The following is a 24,774-nucleotide window of genomic DNA, read 5'->3' on the forward strand; positions in this document are numbered from 1 at the left end:
TGAACTTCATTCTCAATGGGAACCCCTGACATGGATCCCTACGTACTATTACCGGCCACCCATCAACACTCGACCGACAATCGATCACCACTCGACCGGCCGTCCAGCCGCCACGGGGGAATTTCATGCGTCATTTCGGGCACATCGCGCCTGAGGTACGGCAGCGCCTGTTCCACCAGGAGCCGTGCGAGTTCACCGCCGACTCCCCGGCCCGGCTGCTCGCCACGGCCCTGGGGGCCACCCTGTACAGCCCGGCCACCCGCCCGCGCCTGGCCGACGCCATCGTCAAGCAGGTCGCCCGCGGTGTCGTCTCGATGGTGCTGTGCCTGGAGGACTCGATCGACGACTCCGAGGTCGAGGACGCCGAGGAGAACCTGGTGCGGGAGTTCGGCGTGCTCGACGAGCGCCCCGACGCCACCACCGGGCTGCCGCTGCTGTTCATCCGGGTCCGTACACCGGAACAGATCCCCGACCTCGTACGGCGCCTCGGGCCCACCGTCAGGCTGCTCTCCGGGTTCGTGATGCCGAAGTTCACCGAGGAACGCGGGATGCCGTTCCTGGAGGCCCTCGCCGACGCCGAGGCCACGAGCGGCCACCGTCTGTTCGGCATGCCGGTGCTCGAATCCCCCGAGCTGATGTACCGGGAGACGCGCGTAGAAACCCTGGAGGGCATCTCCCGCGCCGTCGACAAGTACCGCGACCGCGTCCTCGCCCTGCGCCTCGGCGTCACCGACTTCTGCTCCTCGTACGGGCTGCGCAGAGCCCCGGACATGACCGCGTACGACGTCCACGTCGTCGCCTCCGTCATCGCCGACGTCGTCAACATGATGGGACGGGCCGACGGCACCGGGTTCACCGTCACCGGGCCCGTCTGGGAGTACTTCCGGGTCCAGGAGCGCATGTTCAAGCCGCAGCTGCGCCGCAGCCCCTTCCTGGACGGCCAGGCCGAGGAACTGCGTGAGACGCTGATCGAGCACGCCATGGACGGGCTGCTCCGTGAGATCAGCCTCGACCAGGCCAACGGGCTGCTCGGCAAGACCTGCATCCACCCCTCGCACGTACTGCCGGTGCACACCCTGTCCGTGGTCAGCCACGAGGAGTTCAGCGACGCCCAGGACATCCTGCGCCCCGAGCGCTGCGGCGGAGGCGTCCTGCGGTCGGCGTACACGAACAAGATGAACGAGGTGAAGCCGCACCGCGCCTGGGCCGAGCGGACGCTGCTGCGCGCCGAGGTCTTCGGCGTCGCCAACGAGGACATCGGCTTCGTGGAGCTGCTCACCGCCGGTATCCCCGACTGATCCCCGGCCGATCTCCGACCGAAATCCGCCTTCGATCGCCTGTGCGGCCGGCATGACCGACCTGGCACCCCCCGACGAACAGACATAGGGATTCATGAACAACGCTGTGCACAACGGGGTCTGGTCCGGCACCTGGGTCGCCGAGCGGCTCGGGGTCGAGCTGGTCGGCGGTGACGACCTGCGCGAGCTGCTCGGTCTCGCCCTGCGCCGCAACCCCAAGCGGGCGCACCTGCTGGTGTCGAACGTGCTCGGCAAGCACGTCCCGCAGTCGCCCGCAGTCGTCTACGGCCACGGCTTCGCCCTCGGCAAGCGGGTGCGCGAGCTGCTGGGCGCCGACGAGTCCCGGCGCGCCGTCGTCCTCGGGTACGCCGAGACGGCCACCGGGCTCGGCCACTGCGTCGCCGACGGCGTGGGCCTCGCGCCGTACCTCCACTCCACCCGGCGCCCGGTCGACGGAGTCGAGCGGGCGGGCGGCTTCGAGGAGTCCCACTCGCACGCCACCTCCCACCTTCTCCTCCCGGAGAACCCCGCGCTGCTGGCCGGCCCCGGCCCCCTGGTCCTCGTCGACGACGAGTTCTCCACCGGCAACACCGTCCTCAACACCATCCGCGCCCTGCACGAGCGCTATCCGCGCGAGCGGTACGTCATCGTCGCGCTCGTCGACATGCGCTCCGCCGCCGACGCCGGCCGCCTGGACGTGTTCGCCGACGAGATCGGCGCCCGCGTCGACCTGGTCACCACGGCCGACGGAACGGTTCGCCTGCCGGAGGGCGTGCTGGCGAAGGGCCAGGAGCTCGTCGAGCGGTACGAGGGTGCCGTACCGCCCGTCCAGCCGCGTGCCGCCGGCGGGAGCGTGTCCCGCGTCGAGCTGCGCTGGCCCGCCCGGCTGCCCGACGGCGGACGGCACGGGTTCACGCCCGGGCACCGAATACGGCTGGAGGGCGCGCTGCCCGCCATGGCCGCCCGGGTCGCCGACGCGCTGCCCGACACGGCCCGGCGCGTGCTCGTCCTCGGCTTCGAGGAGCTGATGTACGCCCCGCTGCGCCTCGCCCGCGAGCTGGAACAGGTCCTGGAGGGCGCCGAGGTCCGTTCCTCGACGACCACCCGGTCACCCGTCCTCGCCGTGGACGACCCGGGGTACGCGATCCGCAGCCGCCTCGTCTTCCCGGCCCACGACTACCCGGCCGACGGGCCCGGCGAGCGCTACGTCTACAACGTGGCCGGCGCCGGCTTCGACGCCGTTGTCGCGGTCGTGGACTCCGCCGCCGACACGCCCGAACTGCACGCCCCCGACGGCCTGTTGGCCACGCTCGCCGCGCACACGCCGAACGTCGTCCTCGCCGTCGTCCCCAGTTACGTACCCGCACCTTCGCACGTACCCGAAAGGCCCCGCATGCTGCCCGAGCCCCTCCGCGGTCCCGCGTTCTCCTCGTATCCACCGGACGAGGTCGGCTGGCTGCTGCGGGATCTCTCGGACGTCAGCCTGGAGGCGCCCACCGAGGAGCGCGAGGAGGCGATCCAGGCGGGCGGCGCCCACTACGCCGAGTCGCTGCCGGTCGAGTACCAGCCCAGCGACCAGTACCAGGAGCTGTTCCGTGCGGCCCTCGACACCTCCGCCGCCCGTATCGCCCAAGCCGTGGGCGCCGTAACGGAGTTGGTGCTCACCGAACGCTCGCCGCGTCCGGTGCTGGTGTCGCTGGCCCGCGCCGGGACGCCGGTCGGGGCGCTGATGCGCCGCTGGGCCAAGCACCGCCACGGGCTCGAACTGCCCCACTACGCCGTGTCGATCGTCCGGGGCCGGGGCATCGACGCCAACGCGCTGCGCTGGCTGGCCGCCCACCACGACCCCGCCGACGTCGTGTTCGTCGACGGCTGGACCGGCAAGGGCGCCATCACCCGCGAACTCGCCGACGCCATCAAGGAGTTCGAAGTCTCCGACGGCATCGCCGGCTTCGACCCGGAGATCGCGGTCCTGGCCGACCCGGGCTCCTGTGTCCGTACGTACGGCACCCGCGAGGACTTCCTCATCCCCTCCGCCTGCCTCAACTCCACGGTGTCCGGCCTGATTTCGAGGACCGTCCTGCGCACCGACCTGGTCGGCCCGAACGACTTCCACGGCGCCAAGTTCTACCGCGAACTCGCCGGCGCCGACGTCTCGGTGGACTTCCTCGACGCCGTCGCCGCCCGCTTCCCCGAGGTCGCGGACGCCGTCGACACCACGGTCAAGGAGCTGCTCGCCGCCGACCGTTCCCCGACGTGGGAGGGCTGGGCGGCAGTCGAGCGGATCAGCGAGGAGTACGAGATCCACGACGTGAACCTCGTCAAGCCCGGCGTCGGCGAGACCACCCGGGTGCTGCTGCGCCGCGTCCCCTGGAAGATCCTGGCCCGCGCCGGAGCGGGCGCCGACCTCGACCACGTACGCCTGCTCGCCGAGCAGCGGGGCGTACCCGTCGAGGAGGTCGCCGAACTCCCGTACACCTGCGTGGGGTTGATCCACCCCAAGTACACGCGGGGCGCGACCGGCGCCGACGGCAAGGCGGTGTCGGTATGAGCCCCGTCCTGGTCGCCAGCGATCTCGACCGTACGCTGATCTACTCCGCCGCGGCCCTCGCGCTGACCATGCCGGACGCCCGCGCGCCCCGGCTGCTCTGCGTCGAGGTGCACGAGACCCGGCCGCTGTCGTACATGACGGAGGTGGCCGCCGGACTGCTCACCGAACTCGGCGACGCCGCCGTCTTCGTGCCGACGACCACCCGGACCCGCAAGCAGTACCTGCGCATCAACCTGCCGGGCCCGGCGCCGAAGTACGCGATCTGCGCGAACGGCGGTCACATCCTCGTCGACGGTGTCGCCGACCAGGACTGGCACGACGGGGTGCAGGCACGGCTCGCGGACGAGTGCGCGTCCCTGGACGAGGTCCGGGACCATCTCGCGGCCACCGCCGATCCGCTCTGGGTGCGCAAGCACCGTATCGCCGAGGACTTCTTCGCCTACCTCGTCGTCGAGCGCGAACTGCTCCCCGAGGAGTGGGTGAAGGAGCTCGCCGTCTGGGCGGAGGCCCGCGGCTGGACGGTCTCCCTCCAGGGCCGCAAGATCTACGCGGTGCCGAAGCCGCTCACCAAGAGCGCGGCCATGCGCGAGGTCGCCCGCCGCACCGGCGCGACGCTCACTCTCGCCGCCGGTGACTCTCTCCTCGACGCAGACCTCCTCCTCGCCGCCGACCGGGGCTGGCGCCCCGGCCACGGCGAACTGGCGGAGACCGAGTGGACGGCCGACACGGTCAACGCCCTTCCCGAACGGGGGGTCGCGGCGGGGGAGCGGATCCTGCGCGAGTTCCTGCGGGAGACGAGAGAGGCACGCGAGACGTGGGGGACTCCGGGGGCCCGCTAGGGGTCTCCGGGGTTTCCCGTCGCCGTCCCCGCGCCCGTCGCCGTACGACCCGTACGGCGACGAAGGCGACCACCGCCACCGCCGCTCCGGCGAGCACCACCTTCGAGTACGCGGAGACGACGGTCGTGACCTCGGCCCAGTTGTCGCCCAGCAGATAGCCCGCGCACACGAAGGCGGTGTTCCACAGGGCGCTGCCGAGGGTGGTCAGGCCGAGGAATACGGGCAGGGGCATGCGTTCGACGCCGGCCGGCACGGAGATCAGGCTGCGGAAGACGGGGATCATCCGCCCGAAGAACACCGCCTTCGTGCCGTGCCGCAGAAACCACGCCTCGGTCTTCTCGATGTCCGCCACCCTGACCAGCGGCAGCCGGCCGGCGAGCGCGACGGTGCGGTCACGGCCGAGCAGCGCGCCGACCCCGTACAGGGCGAGCGCGCCGACGACCGAGCCGGCCGTGGTCCAGAGCAGCGCGGCCGGCAGGCTCATCTGTCCGGTGCTCGCCGCGAAACCGGCGAGCGGCAGGATCACCTCGCTCGGCAGCGGCGGGAAGAGGTTCTCCAGCGCGATGGCGAGGCCCGCGCCGGGGGCGCCCAGTGTGTCCATGAGGTCGGTGACCCATGCGGGTGCGGCCGTCGTGGCTGTCATACGGCCACGCTAGGAAACCCCACCTGAACCCAGCCTGAAGAACCCCTGGACCGCCCCGCGGTGGGGGCCCTCAGCCGCAGCAGCCCCCACCGCAGCAACCGCCCCCGCCCCCGCCGCTCGCGCGCGGCGCCGACGCCGGTGCGGACGCCGAGCCGCCGACGGCGACCGTCGACAGCAGCTTCACGGTGTCGTCATGACCGGCGGGACAGTCCGCGGGGGCGGCCGACTCGGCCATCGGGCGGCTCAGTTCGAAGGTGTCGCCGCACGTGCGGCAGCGGTACTCGTAGCGAGGCATGCGGACAGATTAGTCCCCAATTGCTCGCCGTGCGGAGGCCGGCGGTTTCGATGGCGATCCTTACTGTTCATTCCCCATGTGGAGAAGCTGCGAAGGTCGCTGGTAATTTGTGTATGCCGCGATGAGCCGTGAGGTCGGGGAATTCAGGGATTGCACGGAGTGCGGAGGGGTGTGTCGTGACCCAGGAACCGGATGAATCGGACGCCACTCTGCATTTGCGGATATCGGATCTGGATATTCCCGACGACGGGAGGGGATCGCCCGCGCCGGGAACCGTGGTGCCGGCAACCATCGCACCGGGAAACAGGCGTAAAGCCCGATTAGCACGTAAAGCGCGCCGAATTTCCCTTCCGCTGCTCCGGGCCCGTGTCGGCGCCTTCGCCGCGTCCCACGCGCCGAGGTACCCGCGGCCCGGCCGCCTCGGCTGGCGGCGCTGGATACCCTCCTGGCGCCAGTGGCTGGGGGGCGTGCTGGCCACCATGGGGCTGAGCTGCCTGCTCCTGGGCATCGCCTACGCGGCCACCGGCATCCCCGACAACCTCAACACGTACGCCACCCAGCAGGACAACGTGTACTTCTGGGCCGACGGGACGCCCATGGCCCGCACCGGCTGGGTGCAGCGGCAGGCGATGCCGCTGGAGGAGATTCCGGAGGACGTCCGCTGGGCGGTGCTCGCTGCCGAGAACGCGAGTTTCTACAGCGATTCCGGCATTTCCGTCAAGGGCATCAGTCGCGCCCTTTTCCGTACCCTCGGCCAGGGCGACACCCAGGGTGGATCCACCATCACCCAGCAGTACGTCAAAAACGTCTATCTCAACCAGAACCAGACGATCAGCCGCAAGTTCACCGAGGCGATGATCTCCCTCAAGCTCGACAACCGGATGAGCAAGGACGACATCCTCGAGGGCTATCTCAACACCAGCTGGTTCGGTCGCGGCTGCTACGGCATCCAGCGTGCCGCCCAGGCCTACTACGGCAAGGACGTCAGCGAACTCGACGCCGGCGAGGGCGCGTTCCTCGCCTCCCTCCTCAAGGGCGCGGGCCTGTACGACCCGACCCTGAGCAGCGCGAACCGTGCCCGCGCCGTGGAGCGCTGGTCCTGGACCCTCGACCGGATGGTCGACATCGGCAGGCTGACGAAGGCCGAGCGGGCCACGTACACGAAGTTCCCCGAGCCGCTGAAGAGCAGCCCGCTGTACGACACCGGTGAGCAGACCGACTATCTGGTGGAGGTGGCCTCGCAGTACGCCAAGAAGGCCGGGGGGATCTCCGACAAGGACTTCGACCTCGGCGGCTACCAGGTCTACACGACGTTCGACCGCACCCGGGAGCGCAAGCTCGCCGATGCCGTGGCCAAGGCCCGCAAGCAGGCGCTGAAGGACGATCCGAAGGCCGCGAAGACCGCGCACTACGGCGCCGCCTCGGTGACCGCCGACGGCCGGATCCTCGCCGTCTACGGCGGCCCCGACCACCGTACGCAGGGTTACAACGAGTCCAACTCCACCACCGTCCCCGCCGGTTCGGCCTTCCTGCCGTTCGTCTACGCCGCCGGCCTGGAGCACGGCGTCCACGAGAGCCGCGACGACGAGGCGACACGTGTCACGGGGGAGACCTTGTACAACGGCAACGACGACGTGCCGGTGACCACGCCCGAGGGCCCCTACTGGGACCGCAGCGGCAAGAAGGTGGCCGCCAGCAACGACGGTGACCTGTCCTACGGACAGATCTCCCTGCACCGGGCGCTGCAGCTGTCGGTGAACACGCCGTTCATGCAGCTCGGCATGGACACCGGCCTGGACAACGTCCGCGCGACCGCCGAGGCCGCCGGCCTGCTGCCCGCCAGCATCGGGGCACAGGTGCCCACCCTGTCGACGGGTACCTCCACGCCCAGCGCGATCCGGATGGCCGGCGGCTACACCACGTTCATCGCCGGCGGCAGGCGCACCGAGCCCTACTCGGTGCGCAGGATCACCCGCAACGGAGCCGGCATCACCCTGGACACCCCCACCCTGACCCGCGCGATCGGCGCCGACGTGGCCGAGGAGGTCACCTCGGCGCTCACCGACGCCTTCAGCACCGCCCACCCCGTCGCGGCCGCGTCCGCCGACGGGAAGGTGGCCGGCAAGGCGGGGACCACCCCGGACGACACCGCCTCCTGGTTCGTCGGCACGAACAGGTTCGTGTCCACGGCTGTCGTCGTCTACCGCATCGACCTGGCCAAGAGCCTCGAACCGCTGCCGTTGAAGGGCCTCGCAGGCACCGCCGACGACAGCGTTCCGTACGGCATCTGGTCGGGTGCCATGAGCCCGCTCGGCTGACCACCGGACGGGGCCCCCACCCCCCTCGAAATGAGCAGCACATGAGACAAGCGTCGGGCCGCCGTCGCAAGGCCCCGGCAACGACTCCCCCCGTCAGCCGCCGCCCGCGGATCGCGGCGTACCTCGTCGTCGCGTCCCTGACCATGGCGTCCGCGACCGCCGGATACCTGACGCTGGGCCGCGCCGACCGCACCGCGCCGACAGCCTCCGTGGGGTCCGGGGGAACCGTGAAAGCCCCCGCGCAGGCCACCGGCGAACCGAACTGGGACGGCAGGACCAAGGTCCTGGGGGACGGCTCCACCTCGTACACCGGCCCGCAGCAGGGCCGGTTGAAGCCGGTACCGCTCAAGCCCGGTGAGAAACCGCCCCAGTTCGTCGTCTTCTCCTGGGACGGCGCATTGGCCGGCGACGACGAACTCTTCGCGCACTACCGGGAGTTGTCCGCGAAGTACAACGCCCATATGACGTACTTCCTCACGGGCATCTACCTGCTGCCCAAGAGCAAGGCGAACCTCTACAAGCCCCCGCAGCACCCCGAGGGGTCGGCGGCGATCAGCTACGCCACCGACGAGCACATCCGCACCACCCTCGAGGAGCTCGGCAAGGCGTGGCAGGAGGGCAACGAGATCGGCACCCACTTCAACGGCCACTTCTGCGGCGAGAAGGGCGGCGGCGACTGGAGCGTCGCCGAGTGGAAGAGCGAGATCGACCAGTTCTTCGACTTCGTGCAGAAGTGGAAGACCAACACCGGCTACACCGACCTGGACCCGCTGCCGTTCGACATCAAGAAGGAGGTCACCGGCGGTCGTGCCCCCTGTCTGGAGGGCCAGGCGAACCTGTTGAAGGCCGCGGAGAGCTACGGCTGGCGCTACGACGCGAGTTCCGCGGGCGACTTCCAGATCTGGCCGACGAAGAAGAAGGGCATCTGGGACTTCCCGCTGCAGATGCTTCCGTACGAGGGCGGCGACTACCAGGGCCTCTCCATGGACTTCAACTTCCTCTACAACCAGTCCGAGGGAGAGACCGACGGGGCCGCGGCCAACTACCCGCAGTGGCAGCAGGAGACCGTCGCCTCATACATGGCCGGCTTCGACCGGGTGTACTACGGCAGCCGCGCCCCGCTGTTCATCGGCAACCACTTCGAGGACTGGAACGGCGGCATCTACATGAAGGCCGTCGACGAGGTCGTGGCGACCATGTGCACGAAAAAGGACGTCAAGTGCGTCTCCTTCAAGGAACTCGCCGACTGGCTCGACGTGCAGACCCCGGCGACGCTGGAGCGGCTGCGCGGCCTGGACCCGGCACAGTCGCCGGACTGGTCGACGGTCGTGAAGTGACAGCCGGTATGTGACGACCAATATGTGACGGTCCGTCAATTTCCTTGTCGGCAAAGGGTATCCCCGTTCACGGGGGCTCCACATGGCATGCAAAAATTCCACAACCCGGCATCCCCCATCGCCGGGGCAAGAGGGGAAACATTCGTGAAGTCAAGGAACATCGGCCGTACGCGCGGTCGCGCCGCCATAGTCGTCGCGGCCGCAGCCTCGGTCGCCGCGGGAGCGGCACTGCTGCCGGCCGCAAGCGCGAGCGCGGCGACCGCGCGCTCCGCCGCCCCGATCGTGGACCAGCAGACCAGGGCCACCTTCCAGCGCCTGGCCGACGCGGTCCTCACCGACCGCACGGACGCGCTGGTCGACGGCGCGCAGGGCGACCGGAAGAAGCCACTGACCCACGGCTTCTCCGGTGATGTCAAGCTGTCCGCCGCACTGACCCGCAGCGAGAACGCCGCACTGACCTCGCTGGACCGCCGCAAGGACCGCCTCGCGGCGCTCGGCGAGAAGTACAGCAAGGCCAACACCGTCGTCACCCTGGACAGCACCCGCCTCCGGGGCGCCAAGGCCGAGGTCGCGGTCACCGAGACCACGACCCTGACCTACCAGAAGGTCCGCGGCGACGAGCCGGGGACCACCGGGTTCCAGGCCCACCACGCGCTGACGTTCACCGCCGACGCGCGCGGCCACTGGCAGCTGACGGGCATCCGGAACACCGACCTGGCCGCCGACATCGCTGTCAACCAACCGGCCGAGCCGTCCGCCGCCGCCCGCGTCGCCAGGGTGGCCGCCGGCACCACGCCCAACGCCCCCCGCGCCGCCACCACTCGCACGGCACCGGCCAAGGCCAAGAACCTCACCACCGGCGCCTTCGACTACAAGGCCATGGCCACGTACGCGGAGAAGTACTGGAGCACCTACAACAAGGCCTACCCGAACTTCAACGGGCACGGCGCCGGCGGCGACTGCACCAACTTCGTCAGCCAGTCCCTGAAGGCCGGCGGCTGGAAGCACGTCTCCGGCTACGTCTACGACTACACCCGCTGGTTCGGCAACGCCGACATCCAGTCGGACTCCTTCGTCGGCGTCAACGAGTGGTCCTGGTTCGCCCAGAACTCCAAGCGCACCACGAGCCTCGCCTACGTCTACCAGCTCGACGTCGGTGACGTGCTCCAGATGGACTTCAACAAGGACGGGTCCAAGGACCACACGATGATCGTCACGTACCGCAGCGCCCAGGGCGTGCCGTACCTGACGTACCACTCCGCCAACACCTACCGCAGGTCGGTGGCGAGCATCATTGCCTCGGAACCGAACGCCTACTACTACGCCTACCGCACCTGATCGCCCCGGACCCGCCGGAGGGATGCGCGCTCAGTGCGCGGTCATGCCGCGCTCCTCGCGGATACGGGTGACCACACCGGCCACCGTGTGCCGTACCGCCTCCGCCTCCGTCAGGAAATGCCAGTAGTCGGGATGGCGGCCCTCCAGTCCGGCGATCGCACGGTCCAGCCGGGCCACCGACTCGTCCAGCGGACGAGCGTCCCGCGGGTCCGGGGTGTTGCGCCCCGACATGGCCAGCCGCTGCGCGTCCCGGATCGCGAAACGCGTCCGGTCGATCTCGCCCCGCGGGTCCTTCTGTACCGCGTTCAGCCGCCGCAGCCGGTCCCCGGCCGCCGACACCGCCTCGTCGGTGGTGTTCAGCAGCGCCCGCACCGCCGACAGCAGCGCCGTCGCATCCGGCCAGCGCTGGGCGTCCCGGGCGGCCTGCGCCTCCTTGAGCTTGGCCTCGGCCTGCCGCACATGGTCGCCCGCCTGCTCCGGTACGTGCTGCAGATCCTGCCAGCACGCCGCCGAGAACCGTCGGCGCAGCTCGCTCAGCAGCGGCTCCACCTGCCCGGACCGGGTGGTCAGCGCCTCGGCGCGGGTACGCAGTGACACCAGCCGGTGATCGATCTCCGCGGCCCGCTCGGGCAGCCGCGCCGCCTCCGCCCGCACCGCCTCCGCCTCACGCGCGACCCGGTCGGCCCGCTCCAGTGTCTCCGGCACGCCGTGCTGCCCGGCGCCCTGGTTGAGCCGGGTCAGCTCGGGCCCGAGGGCGGCGAGCCGGGCGGCCAGGTCGTCCGCCCGCAGCCCCGATCCCCGTACCGCGTCCAGGGCGTTCGACGCGGCCAGCAGCGACTGGCGGGCGCGCTCCACGGAGGGCGCGAGCCGGGCCAACTGCGTCTCGGCCTTGCCAAGCAGCGGCCCGAGCCCCGCCGCGAAGCGGTCCAGGTCCTGCTTGACCCGCCCCAGCTCCTCCTTGGCCCGGGTCAGCTCGGAGCGGGCGTGGGTGGCGGCCGAGGCCTCCAGGTCGTCGCGTTCGAGGTCGTGGGCGTCGATGGCGGTGATGTACTGGCCGCTGGCCTCGTCGATCCGACGCCCGAGCCCCTCGAAGTCGGCGACCGCCCGCCGGGCGGCGGGGGTGTCGTCGACAGCCTTGATGGTCTCTATCGAGATCCGCAGATCCCGCTGGGCGGTGTCCAGTTCGTAGAAGGCGGCAGCGGCGGCGTCCTTCGCGGCCTGCGCCTCGGCACGCTGGCTCTCGGCCCGCCCACCGAACCACCGCCGCGTACCGCCACCGGCGAAGGCGGCGGGCAGGGCGAGGAGCAGCGGCAACGGGAGCAGTACGAGCGTCAGCGCGTCCCGGGCCGCGGCGCGCACGCCCGTGCGAGAGGTCTCGGGTGGGCGGTGCGGCGAACGGCGAGGTGGCTGGTGCGCGCGCGGCGCATTCGGCGTGTACGGCTCAGAATTGGTCGCCGTCACTTCCCTCTCCCGTGCTGTGATCTGCCCTGCCCGGTTCATTCTCCCACCGGTAGAGGACGAACACACGGCCCGGTCGGTTCGCGCTGCGCGTACCCGGTCACCCGCCGGATCGCACACCGGGCCACCGCGAGGCTCACTCCCCGGCGACCCGCACCCGTATGCTCCCGTCCTGCGTCTTCGCCGACACCACATGCTTACTGCGGTCGGCGCGCGGCACGGACACCTTCACGGACCCGTCGTCGGAGTCCGCCGTCACGCGGTACGTCTCCCGGGGCAGCTCGATCGTGAGTGAGCCGTCGTCGCTGCTCGACTCGACCAGGTCCGGCACGGAGGCGAGTTCGAGCCGCACCGAGCCGTCCTGGGAGTGCGCCCGCACCTGCTGGGAGCGCACACCGAGGGCGCGGATCGAACCGTCGTCGGTGTGCAGCTTCAGCGGGCCGGTGGAGTCCTCGACGGTGACGGAGCCGTCCTCGGAGCGAATGTCGAGGGCCTGGTCGAAGCCGCGCGCGGTGACGCTCCCGTCCCCGGTCCGTACGACGACGGAGACACCGCGCGGTACCTCGATCCGGTGCTTGGCGGCACAGTCGGCGACCACGCCCGAGCACTTCACGCGCAGCTTGAGCCGGTCGTCCTCCATGGACCAGGTCACCTTGGGATCCTTGCCCATGGTGACGGACCCCTGGAACCAGCGCGTGACCTCGATCCGGCCCGACTTGTTCGAGTCCGAGGCGACGATGTCGAGCCCTGACTCGTTCGAGTCGACGGTGAGCGTGCGCCCCCGCATCGCGAAGGACCGGTGCTCCGGATCCTTGTCGTCCCCGGCGGAGGCACAGGCCGACGCGGTGGCGACGAGAGCGACGACCACACCCGTGACAGCGATGACACGGGTGCGCGGAAATGCTGATACTGACGCTGATCGGGCCATGGTCCTACTCCCCCTGAGGCGACACGGGACCGGTGATCGGCGATCGGTGGAGCCGGCCCTGCGACACTCTTCGACCGTACGGAGCCGGCGTCGGCCGGGGCATCCGGGACGCTCCCCGATCCAGGGTGGGGAAAACCCCCGAATCCGGAGCCGGTGATCTCCGGGGCGGATACGGGTTTGCGAGGCAGTGCCCCGGGCAATGTAGGCTGACCACTCGTCCTGGGCGCGTAGCTCAGTGGTAGAGCGCCGCCCTTACAAGGCGGATGTCGGCGGTTCGAAACCGTCCGCGCCCACCAGGGCTAGTTAGCAGATCAGAGGCCTCCCGGGGAATCCCTGGGAGGCCTCTCCTGCGACCGGGCGTGCGAAAGCCCGTCACGCGCTCGCGTGAGCCGGGCCGGTCGGCGGTAGGTCAGTAGTTGCCGTTGGAGAGGATCTCGCCGTCCTTGTCGTACACGGTCACCAGGCCGTTCTTCGACTCGTAGCAGGATGCGAAGGCGGACGCGATCAGCTTCCCGTCCGAGCCGTGCGTGCCGAGGAGGCCGCCGCTGTAGTCGGTGAACACCTCGGCCGCGTCCAGGATGTCGTTGCTCTTGTCGACGCCGGTCACCTTGGTGACGTGCTTGACGGCCGTCTTCTCGGTGGCCGTGCCGGACTTGGCGACGCAGTCCTTGAACTGCGCGGCTTGGGACTTCTGCGCGACCGATTCCTTCGCGGGCTTCCCGGCCTCAGCGGAGACGGCCTTGTCCTTGCTGCTGTTGTCGCTGGAGCTGCCGCCGCCGAGTGCCGCTCCGAAGACGCCGACGATGACCAAGAGGGCGACAATGCCGAGGCATCCGAAGCCGAGGATCTTGCCGAACGAGGACTTCTTCTCCGGCGGTGGTGGGGGTGCGCCCCAGCCTGGTCCCTGTTGTGGTGTGCCCCATCCGGGCTGTTGTGGGTGTTGCTGGCTCATATGTCCCCCTTGGCGTGATTCGCGTGGGGAGAATCTAGGCGACACATGAGGCGTGTGAAGACGATGGGACAACTCTGCGCTTCTGTGACCCGATGCGGTGGGGGTGGGATGCCGAGGGCCCGCGCGGTGGCGGGCCTTCGGCGGAACGTACGCGCCGCACTGACGGACGAGGGGGGAAACGGACTCCCTGCGGTTGAGTGATCCGGCCTGGCCGGAGCCCACAAGGCGTCCGCAAGGTGACGAGGGGTGAAGCGTGGTGAGCGCGACCTTCGGATCGGCCTCTTACGCGTGCCGGATATCGTGAGCGGCAGTGCCGGTGGGAGCAGAGAGGTCGGACGTGTCGCACGTGTCGGACGAGGGACGGCTCATCGCCGGGCGGTACCGGCTGACCGAGCAGATCGGCCGCGGCGGTATGGGCACGGTCTGGCTGGCCGCCGACGAGATGCTCAACCGTCGGGTCGCGCTCAAGCGTCTGCACGAGGACTCGCGGTTCGCCGACGACGAACTGGCCCTGATGTACGAGCGCACCCGCCGCGAGGCGCAGAGCGCGGCCCGGATCGCGCACCCGAACGTGGTCGTCGTCCATGACGTCGTCGAGGACGACGGGCTGCCGTGCATCGTCATGGAGTACGTGCCCTCCACCACGCTGGGCGCCCTGCTCAAGAGCGGCGGAACCGTTTCTCCCGTGGAGGCCGCCCGTGTCGGCCGGGGCATGGTCGGGGCACTGCGGGCCGCCCACGAGGCCGGCGTACTGCACCGTGACGTCAAGCCGGGCAACGTCCTGCTCACCGAGGGCGGCCGGGTCGTCCTCACCGACTTCGGCATCGCCACGGCGACCGGCACCAGCACCCTCACCCGGACCGGCGAGATCGTCGGCTCCATCGACTTCATGGCACCGGAGCGCATCCAGGGCGACACCCCCGGCCCCGCCTCCGACCTCTGGGCGCTCGGCGCGACCCTCTACCAGGCGGTGGAGGGGCAGCCGCCGTTCCGCAGGCTCACGCCCGTCGAGACGGCGTACTCCATCGTCACCGCGCCCCTGGAGCCGATGAAGCAGGCCGGCCCGCTGGAGCCGCTGATCACGGCCCTGCTGGCCAAGGACCCCGCCGAGCGGCCCTCGGCGGAGGAGGCGGAACTGGCGCTGCGGGCGGTGACCGAGGACACGGAGCCGCGCGCGTGGACGGCGTCCGTTCCGACGGCGACACGGGGACGGGCGCCGGATCCCGACCGTACCGGCGGCACGCGGAGGCGGACCGGCACGGGGAAGACGGCTCCCGTACCGTCTCGCGGCGGGCGTGGGCGTCGTACCGTCCTCTGGAGCGCGCTCGCGGTGATCCTGGTCGCCGGGGGCACCGCGGGCGGCCTCTACTACGTGAACTCGTCCGGCGAGGACACGCGGAGCGCGGGCTCTGGGACGAGTCCCACTCCGACGACCTACGCGCCCTCGCCCGTCCCCGACGGCTACCACCTGGTCACGGAGAAGGCGCTCGGCGTCGCCTTCCCGGTGCCGGACGGCTGGAAGCTGAGCAGACGGAAGTCCGACGGGGTCGTCTATATCGACGAGACCCGCCTGGTCAGCCTCAGCATCGGCATGGTGGACCCGGCCGGCGACACCTTGGCGCACTTCAAGGACATCGAGGCGAACACGAAGCTCAACTACCCCGGGGACAAGTACCGCAAGCTCTACATGCAGCGCACGACGTACCGGGGCCAGAAAGCCGCCATCTGGCAGTTCACCATCGAGGGCCGGGCGCGTGTCTTCCACGCCGTCAACCTCGGCTTCGGGCAGGAGGGCGGCCGGGAGTACGACATCTATGTCTCGGCGCCCGAGGCGCAGTGGGACACCTACCGGCCGGTCTTCGACCGGGTGCGGGAAGGTTTCCGCGTCACCTCCACGTCCTGACCCCCGGGTCGCCTTAGGCCTCAAGCTCCTCGTCCGTGTCTTCGTGCGCGTGCTTGAGCCGCGTACGCGCGTCCACCCGGTCCGCTCCCGTGACCTCGGCCCAGAAGCGGTGGCCGCTCACGAACACCGCGAGCTCGTGCTCCCGCCGCCGCAGCTTCTCCACCTCGGCCTGTTCGTCGGCGGACCAGCCCGGTGACGCGGGGCGCTCCACCTTGCGCCAGCCGCCGGTGTCACTGAAACCGTCCAGCGGCTCGACCGACCAGGGGAGCCGCTTCAGAAGGGCGGACAGCTCGGCCCGGACCTGATGCAGCTCCTCCTGACCGGCCAGGAGGTCACTCGGGAAGTCATAGGTCGTCGCCACGCGGTAATGGTACGCCTGTTCGATTTTGGGATGCGAGTTCCTCCGGGGACTTCCTCCCTGTCTTCACGCGAACGAGTGACTGTGCCGGACTCTGCCGGTGAGCGCGCGGTCAGCGGCCCCCGGCCGCCAGCTCCCGCACCACCCGCGTGGCCACCGGTACGTCCACACCGTGCCGTTCGGCCGCGCGCAGCAGGGCTCCGCCGATCGCGTCCAGCTCCAGCGGGCGGCCCGCCTCGGCGTCGCGCTGCATCGACGACCTGGTGGCCGCGGGGAAGGTGTCGTAGCGGGCCAGAGCCTGGGCGGGGTCCGCCGGTCCGCCGCAGGCCAGGCTCACCGCCGCCGTCTCCTCGACCAGGGCGGTCAACTCGTCGCGGTGGCGGGTGCGGACGTCGCCCAGCGGGAGCCCGAACAGGGTGGTCAGCAGGGCGAAGGGGGCGAGGAACGACATCTTCGCCCACAGTGCCGCCACCTCGTCGGGCAGGACGCGGGTGGCCGGTCCGGCGGCCGTGAAGGCGGCGGCCAGCGCGTCGAGACGCTCGCGCGGAACCGGGTCGCCGGCCAGGTCGATCTCCACGAAGGGGCTCGCGTGTTCGATCACGCCGGGTGCCGTACGGGTCGACTCGACGCGGATCACGGCCGGGGCGACGCGGTCGGCGCCGTAGCGGGCGCGCAGTGCGGCCGGGTGTTCGACGCCGTTCAGGAACGGTACGACCAGGGCGTCGCCCAGCGCCTTCGCCGGGACGCGGGCCAGGGCCGCGTCGAGGTTCGTGTGCTTGACGGCGACGAGAACGGCGTCGACGGCGTTGACGGCGTCCATCGTGCCGGCGGGGCCCGATGCCTCCGGCAGCTCGCTCGCCGCGTCCACCTTCGCCGTGAACTCGCCGAACCGGCCGCTGCGGACGTGGATTCCGCCCTCGCGCAGCGTCCGCGCGGTGTCGTCCCCGGCCAGGCAGAGCACGCGGTGGCCGGCGCGGGAGAGCAGGGCGGCGAGGAGGCCGCCGACGCCTCCGGGGCCGAGTACGGCAAAGGTGAGCGTGTCCGGGCGTACGCCTGTGGGTGTGTCCGTCCGCATGGCTGATCGAACCTCTCCTCGGTCGGCCCCTGACAGGTGGCCGCTTCGCTGAGTAGCTGTTGTCGTTCCGATCTTGAGGGGTGCGTGCAGAACGGGAGTCTCGGCCGGGTGGTCGCCGTCGGCTGCAGGCATGAACGCAGGGCCTCTCGGTAGCTCGGGGTTGCGAAGCCAACCGAGGTCCGGGAGGGACCCTGGTGTCGCAGTTGTACGTGCTCACGCCGGTGGAGTTCAATTCGACTGCACCGACGTGTGATTGTGTCGCTCACCGGTTCGGAAACGCGGCCGATCACCCAGAACGTGTTCGGCGTTATCCCTCGGACATGACGGACGCGGAGTGGGCCGTGGTCCGCCCGCGGCTGCTGATGCCCGGCTGCTGCGCGGCCTGGGAGGGCAGCCGGAGGCGTACTGCCACTGGGCGATCCTGGACGCGATTCGCTACCTGGTCGACAACGGCATCAAGTGGCGGGCCATGCCCGCCGACTTCCCGCCGTGGGACCGCGTCTACGTGTTCTTCCACCGCCGGCGCGACCACGTGCTGGTCAAGGAGTTCCACGACCGGCTGCGATCGAGGATCCGCTGGAGAGAAGGGCGGGACGCGGAGCCGACGGCCGGCGTGATCGACGAGCAGGACGGCGGCAAGGCTACGACCTCCGTCGTCTACGACGTGCCGCTGTCCGGCGACAAGGCCCCCAACCAGGTCTCGCCCGGCGACGCCACCACGTGGGGCCAGACGGACGCACCCACGGACGCCGCTGCCATTTTCCCCGCCGACCAGGTTCCCTCCTCCCATACTGGAAGCGATCTGGGCGCGGCCGATTACGACAAGGCGACCGTCACCTACACCGATGCCTCCGGTCGCGAGGTCAACACCGGCCTGCCAGGCCGGCATCTGACCACCAAGCAGTACGACCGGTTCGGCAACACCGTCTTCGACCTGACCGCAACCAACCGTGAACTGGCCCTGGGCAGCGCGGACTACCAGGTCAACACACAGAGCGAACTCGGCATCCTGTCCGACTCCACATCTGAGCGGGCCCGCCAGCTGGGCACCGTCTCGGTCTACTCGACCGACGGCAAGCGGCAGCTGGAGGAGTTCGGGCCACTGCACCTGGTCACCCTCACCAAGGCCCTCACCGGCGACGCGGACAGCCCCGACCTTCCGGCCGGAGTCCAGGTCGCGGCGCGTGAGCACACCGTCAACAGCTACGACGAAGGCCGCCCCACCGACGGCACCGCCACGGTGACCGACCAGGTGACCACCACCAAGGTGGGCGCCACGATCGACGGCTACCCGACGGACGGTGACGTGCTCACCACTGCTACCGCCTACGACTGGGTCAAGGGCTTGCCCACCAGCGTCGTCACCGACCCGAACGGGCTGAAGCTGACCAAGACCACCAGCTACGACGCCCAGGGCCGGACGATCAAATCCACGCTGCCCAAGTCCACCGGAACCGACGCCGGGGCCACGGTGACCAGTTACTGGTCAGCCACCGGAACCGGCACATGCGCCGGGCGCCCGGAATGGGCGGACCTCGTCTGCTCCACGGGGCCGGCCGCCGCGATCACCGGGGGCGGCTCCAACCCCACCGAACTGCCGGTCAAGACCATGGAGTACGACCGCTGGGGCAACCCCGCCAAGGTCACCGAGACAGCCAACAGCGTCACCCGCACCACGACCAGCACCTACGATGCCGCAGGCCGCTTGAAGCAGACCCAGATCACTGGCGGAGTCGGCACCGCGGTTCCGGCCCAGACCACCACCTACGACTCGACGAGCGGTGACGTGGCAACCGTCTCCAACGGCACCGCCACCGTCACCCACACCACCGACCAACTCGGCCGGGAGATCGCCTACGACGACGGCGCGGGCAACGTCACGCACACCGAGTACGACAACCGCGACCGCAGGATCCGGGTCACCGACTCGGCGCCGTCGACCGTCACCTACGACTACGACAACCCCGCCGGCCTGCCCAGCCGAATCCACGACTCGGTGATGGGCACCATCGGTGACGTCACCGGCTCCTACGACTCCGACGGCCGCCTGTACAAGGAGGTGCTGCCGTGGAACATGAACGTCGAGTTCGACCTCGACCCCACCGGCAATGAAACATCCCGCTACTGGCACTGGGAATCCGGCTGGACCGTCCAGGGCGAATCCACCAGTGAGAACATCCACGACCAGGTCGTCAGCCGCACCGTCTACACCAGCGGCGGCGCCTACCAGGACTACAGCTACGACGCTGCGGGCCGCCTGACCAAGGTCGACGACTCCGAAGCCGGCGTCACCACCCATCGGGCCTACGCGTTCGACGACAACACCAACCGCAACTCGCTGACCACCACGGTCGACGACGTCGACGGAGGCGCCCCCACCACCAACACCGTCAACTCCACCTACGACAGCGCCGACCGGCTGATCGCCACCGGCACCGTCTACGACGCCTTCGGCCGCACCACCGCACAGGCCAACGGCGCCCAGAACGCCTACTACGCCAACGACCTCGCCCGCCAGATCACAGCCAACTCCAGGCGCACGACCTGGAACCTGGACGCGTCCGGTCGACTCGCCTCCTCCACCACCGAAAAGCAGGCCGAGGACGCTACCTGGAGCACGGACACCACCCAGACCAGCCACTACGGGGGCGACGGCGACAGTCCGGACTGGACCGCACAGAGCAACGGCGCCGTCAGCCGAAGCCTGGAGGACCTGACCGGCAGCCTGATCGCCACCACCAGCGCGACCGGTGACGCGGTCCTGCAACTCGCCAACCTCCACGGCGACATCACCACCCAGATCCCACTCGTGGACAACACCACCCCGGTGGTCAACACCTACGACGAATACGGCAACCTCCTACCCGGCACCGACCCAACCCGCTACGGCTGGCTCGGCGGCAAACAACGCTCCACCGAAACCCCCAACGGCGTGACCCTCATGGGCGTCCGCCTCTACGACCCCACCACCGGACGCTTCCTGTCCGTCGACCCCGTCCCCGGCGGCAGCGCCTACGACTACGGCAACGGAGACCCGCTCAACCACTACGACCTCGACGGACGCTGGTGGTGGGGGCACCACTATTGGCACCGTGTGCACCGACGGATCAGTCACTGGGTGAGCCATCACCGGTTTGTGCGTCACGCCTATTATGGGATTGCGCACTGGGGCGGCCGCGTGTCGCGCAATCACTACGTCAGAGCCTGCACAGTGTGGGGCAGCAGTGCGGCCGCGCCAGTAGCGGCGTGGGGATGGTGGACTGGAGAATTCGCCTGGGGCGCGTCCGGATTGGCTTTCGCCGGCGGATGTGGAGGTGGAATGTGGGGCTACGCATGGAACTGAAATCGGAGGCAACATAAATGCGCTCTCCTGATCGCAAGCCTGACCGCGTCGGGCCTCTCATCGCTTCCCTCACAAGCGTGAGCAGCCTCTATCTGGCTCATCTTGCGGTGCCAAAAGTGGCACTCGGCATCCTGGTCATCCCTGGAATTATCGTCGGGACAGCTATCGCGATCGCGATACGCAAACCGCGGAGAACGAGATAGCGGAGCGGCCTGGACGGAACCTTAGAAACCGCCGAATGGCCATGTAGCGGAATATTGCGCACGGTAACAGGCAACCCCGGAGGAAACCTTCTCTGACGCTGTTGGTCATTAGAGGGCAGGCTCTTCTCGACCCCGCCGAGTTTCGGCTCGGCGGGGTCGAGTGCTGCGAAAGGGCAACCGTCGGTGCCACGCAACTCGCAGCCGTCGATAGAAACTGAGCGCACCACCGCGGAGACATCGCGTCTTTCAGGGCAGGCTTGCCATACGGCACATAGTCGACTGATCACGCAAGCGGGACATGTCGACAATGCTGACAGCAAAAATAGGGACAGGTCAAAGTAAAGGCTGACTGATTGACTCGACAAGGAAAGGGCTTTCGCTATGCTGAACCTATCGGCTGGCAACCTTGTGCTGCACTGCAGCACACATAAAATTCCAGCCGAGTTCGTTGCGGGATGGTCGGATCCTTCAGGGGCGGCCTGACACGGGCCCTCTAGGAGCGTTTGTTGATGCGCCGACGCCATCGGGACCAGCCTCAAAAGTCCACGACATTGACGACGCCGCCGGAAGCCATCCCCATTACCGCTCAAGAGCTGGTTTCCCTTGTGGGGGTTCTTGAGCATGCCCATACTCGAATTACCGAGCTAAGCCAGACTGACGCCGAAACAATTGTTCGCGCCAGTGGGACCGCACTCATACCTTTTTTGTACGCGCGAGCCGGATTGGCTCCGCGAGGCGAGCTCCTACCCCTTGCGTCATATACACGGAATATTGACTTTCGTTGACGAAACAGGGGACGCAACCAGCGGTTCAGTCGCTCCATCCCTGACATGATGACGGAGGATGCAGTTTCTCAGCTGCAGATCAGTGATGGGGGCATGCCGCGGTGTTGTTTCAGTCGAGGAACTCGCGAGCCAGGGCGCCAACATCGCGGGAGCCGGCGCGTCAGTAACTGAACCGCCCCGGTTCGAATGGGAAAGACAACAGCTTCTGAGCATGATCGCAGCCGGTACTGACGTAGGGCACTCCCCATTTCAGCATGCGGGCGGCGCGGATCGCCGGGTACGCGCGAGACTGGAGGTATGTGCCGAAGCATCAAGACCCTTCGCCCGCCCGTACTCCCCGAAGAGGCCACCGAGGAGGAGGTCCGGGCCGCCGCCCTTCAGTACGTCCGCAAGGTCTCCGGCTTCCGGGCACCGGCCGCCCACAACCGTGAGGTTTTCGAACACGCCGTCGACGTCATCGCGGCGGCCACGGCCGAACTGCTCGCCGGCATCGAGGTGCGCGGCGGAGGTGGGGGCGGGGGCGGTAGTACGACGACAGCCCGGCACGCGTCCTGAGGACGCGCGCCGGACTGGGCTGAGCTGCGAGGTTATTGGCCGAGCCACCGAACCTCCAAGCCACCGAACCTCCAAGCCACCGAACCTCTAACTGACCGTCCACTTCTGGTTGTCGCCCGTGCCGCAGGCCCACAGCACCAGCTGCGTGCCGTTGGCCGTGGCCGCGCCGTACGCGTCCAGGCAGAGGCCCGCGTTGACGTTCGTGATCGTGCCGTCGGTGTTGACGTTCCACTTCTGGTTGTTGGCGCCGTGGCAGTCCCAGATGACGACCTTCGTGCCGTTGGTCTTGCCGCTGTCGTAGGCGTCCAGGCACTTGTTGCCGTACACCACGAGTTCCTTGCGGGAGGTGTACGTCCACGCCTGGTTCGAGCCGCCGTTGCAGTCCCACAGCTCGGCCTGGGTGCCGTTGGTGATCGTGCTGTTGAAGAGGTCCAGGCAGCGTCCGGACTGCTTGCCGACGATCAGGTTGCCGTTCGTGCCGGGGACCGGCTGGACGGTCAGCGTGCCCAGGGTCGGGCCATTGGTGACGGTGAGCGTGTTGGCGGCGCCCTTGGACAGGGCGACCTGGACGGAGACGGTCCCCGGGGTCGAGCCGGTCGGCGGGAACGACACCGTGGTGGCCGTCTGGCCGTTGACCTTGAGGGTCGCCGTACGGGCGGTGCTCGTGTTGTTCGTGTACGTGAAGTCGGCTACCGCGACACCTGTGTTCGCCGCGCTCACGGCGGTGTAGCTGCCGGCTGAGGCGGGCTCGTACGCGCTGCTCGCCGCCTCCGTGCCGCCGGTGATCGTCAACATGACCGAGCCGCCGGCCGGGACGCTGGTGGTGTAGCCGGTGGCGTACGAGCCGATGTTCGTGCGGCTCCACAGGTCGCGGACGGTCGCGGACGCGTTCGTCAGGCCGAGGTCGGCCCAGCGGACGGTGATGTTCTGGGCGGAGGAGGTGCGGTTGAGGAGCACGACGGCACGCTTGCCCGTGCCGGCCAGCACCTTGCCGTACACCTGTGCGCCCGTGGTGTCCTCGGCGACCTTGACGCCCTGAAGGCCGCGCGGGTCCTGGTCCACGGCGATGACCTCGGGGTTCTTGAGGATCGCGGCGGACTCGGCGGTCATCGTCGAGAGGTTGTTGCCGGCGAGCAGAGGGGCGCCGGAGATGGCCCACAGGCCCATGTGGGTGCGGTTCTGGGCGGCGGTGAGGCCGGTCATGCCGACCATCAGCATGTCCGGGTCGTTGTAGTAGCCGGTGTGCTGGGCGGTGGGGTGCAGGCCCTGGTCGAAGTTGGACAGCATGTTCGTCATCGAGGGGTTGTTGCCCCAGTAGACGATGTCGGTGCTGGTCCGGAACAGGGGAGCGAGGCCCGGGGCCCAGTTCCAGGTGTTCTGGTAGCCCCAGTTGCAGATGGAGAGGGTGAGCGGGCGCCCGGTGGTGGCGGACGCGGTCGCCACCGCGTCGCTGATCGACTTGTACGTGGTCGCCGCGTCGAGGCCCTCGACGTCACCACCGCACCAGTCGACCTTGACGAAGTCGAAGCCCCACGTGGAGAACTGGAGCATGTCCTGCGCGTAGTGGCCCTCGCTGCCGCTGCCCGGGGCGGCGGGGCGGCCCGTCGGGAAGTAGTAGCCGCAGCCGTCCTTGCCCGCGTCGGTGTAGATACCGGCCTTGAGGCCCTTGCTGTGGATGTAGTCGGCGATGGCCTTCATGCCGCCGGGCCACTCGGACTCGTCGACCGTGATGTTGCCGGCGCTGTCCCGGGTTCCCTGCCACCAGCCCTCGTCGATGTTGATGTACTTGTAGCCGGCCGCGGGCAGCCCGGAGGCGACGAACGCGTCGACCTGGCCCTTGATCACGTTGTAGTCGATCGCCGCCGCGAAGCTGTTCCAGGAGGCCCAGCCCATGGGGGCGGTGGGGACCGGTATCTGGCGCGTGGAGGCGGCGACGGGGGCGGTGTTGTCGAGGGGGGTCGCTCGGGCTTCTTCGGCCTGCGGCTGGGCGAAGAGGAGGGCGGCGGTCGCCGCGGTGGCCAGGGCGAGGGCGCGGATGGCGGTGCGCCTGAAGAGGGACGAGCGCGGCGGGGGATACATGCGGCTCCTTTCCGGGGTCGCGGCGTTGCGATTCCCGGAGAGTTGGTCGATATTTCGAACCGCGATCGGCGAACCGAACGAGGGGGGCGGGCTGAAATTAGAGCGAGGAGAGGGTTAAGTCAACGGGTGTGGCAGGAGTGGATTTCCCAACCGGCGGATTTCGGGCGGGAATTGCGGGGTGGGGTGCCTGTGGGCTCGGGAGCTCTGTTGTGTGGCGGGTGCGGGTGCGGGTGCGGGTGCGGCGTGGCTTGTCGCGCCCGCGGCGGAGCCGCAAATGAAGCGTGGAGACCCGTCGCGCAGGCTGTACGGCTGGATGCCGAGCCGGCCGGGCGGCAGGACGGGACGACCCCGGCCCGCGGCGGCGGTCTGCGCCGAGGTGGCCGCGATGGCGGGGGTGGCGGCGCCGAGGAGAGCGGCGGGGGGCTCCGGCGGCCACGCCGAGCATGCCCTTCGGGCGTGGCGGTGTTGTCGAGGGGGGTCGCTCTGGCTTCTTCGGCCTGCGGTGGCGGTCTGCGT

At 69.4% G+C, this 24,774-nt stretch carries 17 protein-coding genes and 1 tRNA gene; 10 read left to right on the forward strand and 8 right to left on the reverse strand.

Features of this window, described 5'->3' with window-relative positions; genetic code table 11:
- Positions 1 to 125 precede the first annotated feature (125 nt).
- From ACW4TU_RS32360 to ACW4TU_RS32370, 3 genes are all read left to right on the forward strand, one after another.
- Positions 126 to 1,298 (forward strand): HpcH/HpaI aldolase/citrate lyase family protein, encoded by a 1,173-nt coding sequence (locus ACW4TU_RS32360; protein ID WP_457418946.1) that lies wholly within the window; start codon positions 126 to 128, stop codon positions 1,296 to 1,298.
- A 94-nt stretch (positions 1,299 to 1,392) separates the two neighbouring features.
- Positions 1,393 to 3,849 (forward strand): phosphoribosyltransferase, encoded by a 2,457-nt coding sequence (locus tag ACW4TU_RS32365; protein WP_457418948.1) that lies wholly within the window; start codon positions 1,393 to 1,395, stop codon positions 3,847 to 3,849.
- On the forward strand, positions 3,846 to 4,688 hold the full coding sequence (locus ACW4TU_RS32370) for an HAD family hydrolase (RefSeq protein WP_457418950.1): 843 nt from the start codon (positions 3,846 to 3,848) through the stop codon (positions 4,686 to 4,688). The genes ACW4TU_RS32365 and ACW4TU_RS32370 overlap by 4 nt, the downstream gene beginning before the upstream one ends.
- On the opposite strand, the gene ACW4TU_RS32375 is transcribed toward ACW4TU_RS32370, so the two are convergent.
- Both ACW4TU_RS32375 and ACW4TU_RS32380 read right to left on the reverse strand, forming a co-directional pair.
- A complete protein-coding gene (locus tag ACW4TU_RS32375; RefSeq protein WP_457418952.1) occupies positions 4,579 to 5,331 on the reverse strand; it encodes a DedA family protein in 753 nt (250 codons plus the stop codon). The two genes, ACW4TU_RS32370 and ACW4TU_RS32375, sit on opposite strands and share 110 nt — an antisense overlap.
- Before the next feature lie 70 nt (positions 5,332 to 5,401).
- Positions 5,402 to 5,626 (reverse strand): FmdB family zinc ribbon protein, encoded by a 225-nt coding sequence (locus ACW4TU_RS32380; RefSeq protein WP_360800904.1) that lies wholly within the window; start codon positions 5,624 to 5,626, stop codon positions 5,402 to 5,404.
- 341 nt (positions 5,627 to 5,967) lie between these two features.
- Between ACW4TU_RS32380 and ACW4TU_RS32385 the strand changes: the two genes are divergently transcribed.
- The 3 genes from ACW4TU_RS32385 to ACW4TU_RS32395 all read left to right on the forward strand — a co-directional run bounded on the left by ACW4TU_RS32385 (position 5,968) and on the right by ACW4TU_RS32395 (position 10,619).
- On the forward strand, positions 5,968 to 7,944 hold the full coding sequence (locus tag ACW4TU_RS32385; RefSeq protein WP_457430435.1) for a transglycosylase domain-containing protein: 1,977 nt from the start codon (positions 5,968 to 5,970) through the stop codon (positions 7,942 to 7,944).
- A gap of 41 nt (positions 7,945 to 7,985) precedes the next feature.
- Positions 7,986 to 9,281, forward strand: a complete 1,296-nt coding sequence (locus ACW4TU_RS32390; RefSeq protein ID WP_457418954.1) for a polysaccharide deacetylase family protein — start codon at positions 7,986 to 7,988, stop codon at positions 9,279 to 9,281.
- A 144-nt stretch (positions 9,282 to 9,425) separates the two neighbouring features.
- On the forward strand, positions 9,426 to 10,619 hold the full coding sequence (locus ACW4TU_RS32395) for an amidase domain-containing protein (RefSeq protein ID WP_457418956.1): 1,194 nt from the start codon (positions 9,426 to 9,428) through the stop codon (positions 10,617 to 10,619).
- 30 nt (positions 10,620 to 10,649) lie between these two features.
- On the opposite strand, the gene ACW4TU_RS32400 is transcribed toward ACW4TU_RS32395, so the two are convergent.
- Together ACW4TU_RS32400 and ACW4TU_RS32405 are read right to left on the reverse strand one after the other, a co-directional pair.
- Entirely contained in the window at positions 10,650 to 12,080 is a 1,431-nt protein-coding gene (locus ACW4TU_RS32400) for a hypothetical protein (protein WP_457418958.1), read from the reverse strand.
- 133 nt (positions 12,081 to 12,213) lie between these two features.
- Positions 12,214 to 13,005, reverse strand: coding sequence for a DUF4097 family beta strand repeat-containing protein (locus ACW4TU_RS32405; protein WP_457418960.1), 792 nt, complete (start codon positions 13,003 to 13,005; stop codon positions 12,214 to 12,216).
- 221 nt (positions 13,006 to 13,226) lie between these two features.
- Here ACW4TU_RS32405 and ACW4TU_RS32410 point away from each other — a divergent pair.
- A tRNA-Val gene (locus ACW4TU_RS32410) sits at positions 13,227 to 13,301 on the forward strand.
- A gap of 113 nt (positions 13,302 to 13,414) precedes the next feature.
- Here the strand turns inward: ACW4TU_RS32410 and ACW4TU_RS32415 are convergent.
- Complete coding sequence (locus tag ACW4TU_RS32415) at positions 13,415 to 13,957, reverse strand: hypothetical protein (protein WP_457418962.1); 543 nt, start codon at positions 13,955 to 13,957, stop codon at positions 13,415 to 13,417.
- A gap of 337 nt (positions 13,958 to 14,294) precedes the next feature.
- Here ACW4TU_RS32415 and ACW4TU_RS32420 point away from each other — a divergent pair, with 337 nt between their 5' ends.
- Complete coding sequence (locus ACW4TU_RS32420; RefSeq protein WP_457418964.1) at positions 14,295 to 15,860, forward strand: serine/threonine-protein kinase; 1,566 nt, start codon at positions 14,295 to 14,297, stop codon at positions 15,858 to 15,860.
- 13 nt (positions 15,861 to 15,873) lie between these two features.
- Here the strand turns inward: ACW4TU_RS32420 and ACW4TU_RS32425 are convergent, their stop codons facing one another.
- The gene (locus ACW4TU_RS32425) at positions 15,874 to 16,221 is read right to left on the reverse strand and encodes a hypothetical protein (protein WP_457418966.1); all 348 of its coding nucleotides are present in this window, start codon (positions 16,219 to 16,221) and stop codon (positions 15,874 to 15,876) included.
- A gap of 109 nt (positions 16,222 to 16,330) precedes the next feature.
- Complete coding sequence (locus tag ACW4TU_RS32430; RefSeq protein ID WP_457418968.1) at positions 16,331 to 17,293, reverse strand: ketopantoate reductase family protein; 963 nt, start codon at positions 17,291 to 17,293, stop codon at positions 16,331 to 16,333.
- Positions 17,294 to 17,627: 334 nt separating this feature from the next.
- On the opposite strand from ACW4TU_RS32430, the gene ACW4TU_RS32435 reads away from it, so the two are divergent.
- Positions 17,628 to 20,636 (forward strand): transposase, encoded by a 3,009-nt coding sequence (locus ACW4TU_RS32435; protein ID WP_457418970.1) that lies wholly within the window; start codon positions 17,628 to 17,630, stop codon positions 20,634 to 20,636.
- Between the two features lie 1,285 nt (positions 20,637 to 21,921).
- The gene (locus ACW4TU_RS32440) at positions 21,922 to 22,179 is read left to right on the forward strand and encodes a DUF2277 domain-containing protein (RefSeq protein WP_457418972.1); all 258 of its coding nucleotides are present in this window, start codon (positions 21,922 to 21,924) and stop codon (positions 22,177 to 22,179) included.
- Between the two features lie 87 nt (positions 22,180 to 22,266).
- Here the strand turns inward: ACW4TU_RS32440 and ACW4TU_RS32445 are convergent, their stop codons facing one another.
- On the reverse strand, positions 22,267 to 24,258 hold the full coding sequence (locus ACW4TU_RS32445) for a ricin-type beta-trefoil lectin domain protein (RefSeq protein ID WP_457418974.1): 1,992 nt from the start codon (positions 24,256 to 24,258) through the stop codon (positions 22,267 to 22,269).
- Positions 24,259 to 24,774 lie beyond the last annotated feature (516 nt).

It is taken from the genome of Streptomyces kryoterrae (assembly GCF_054072135.1).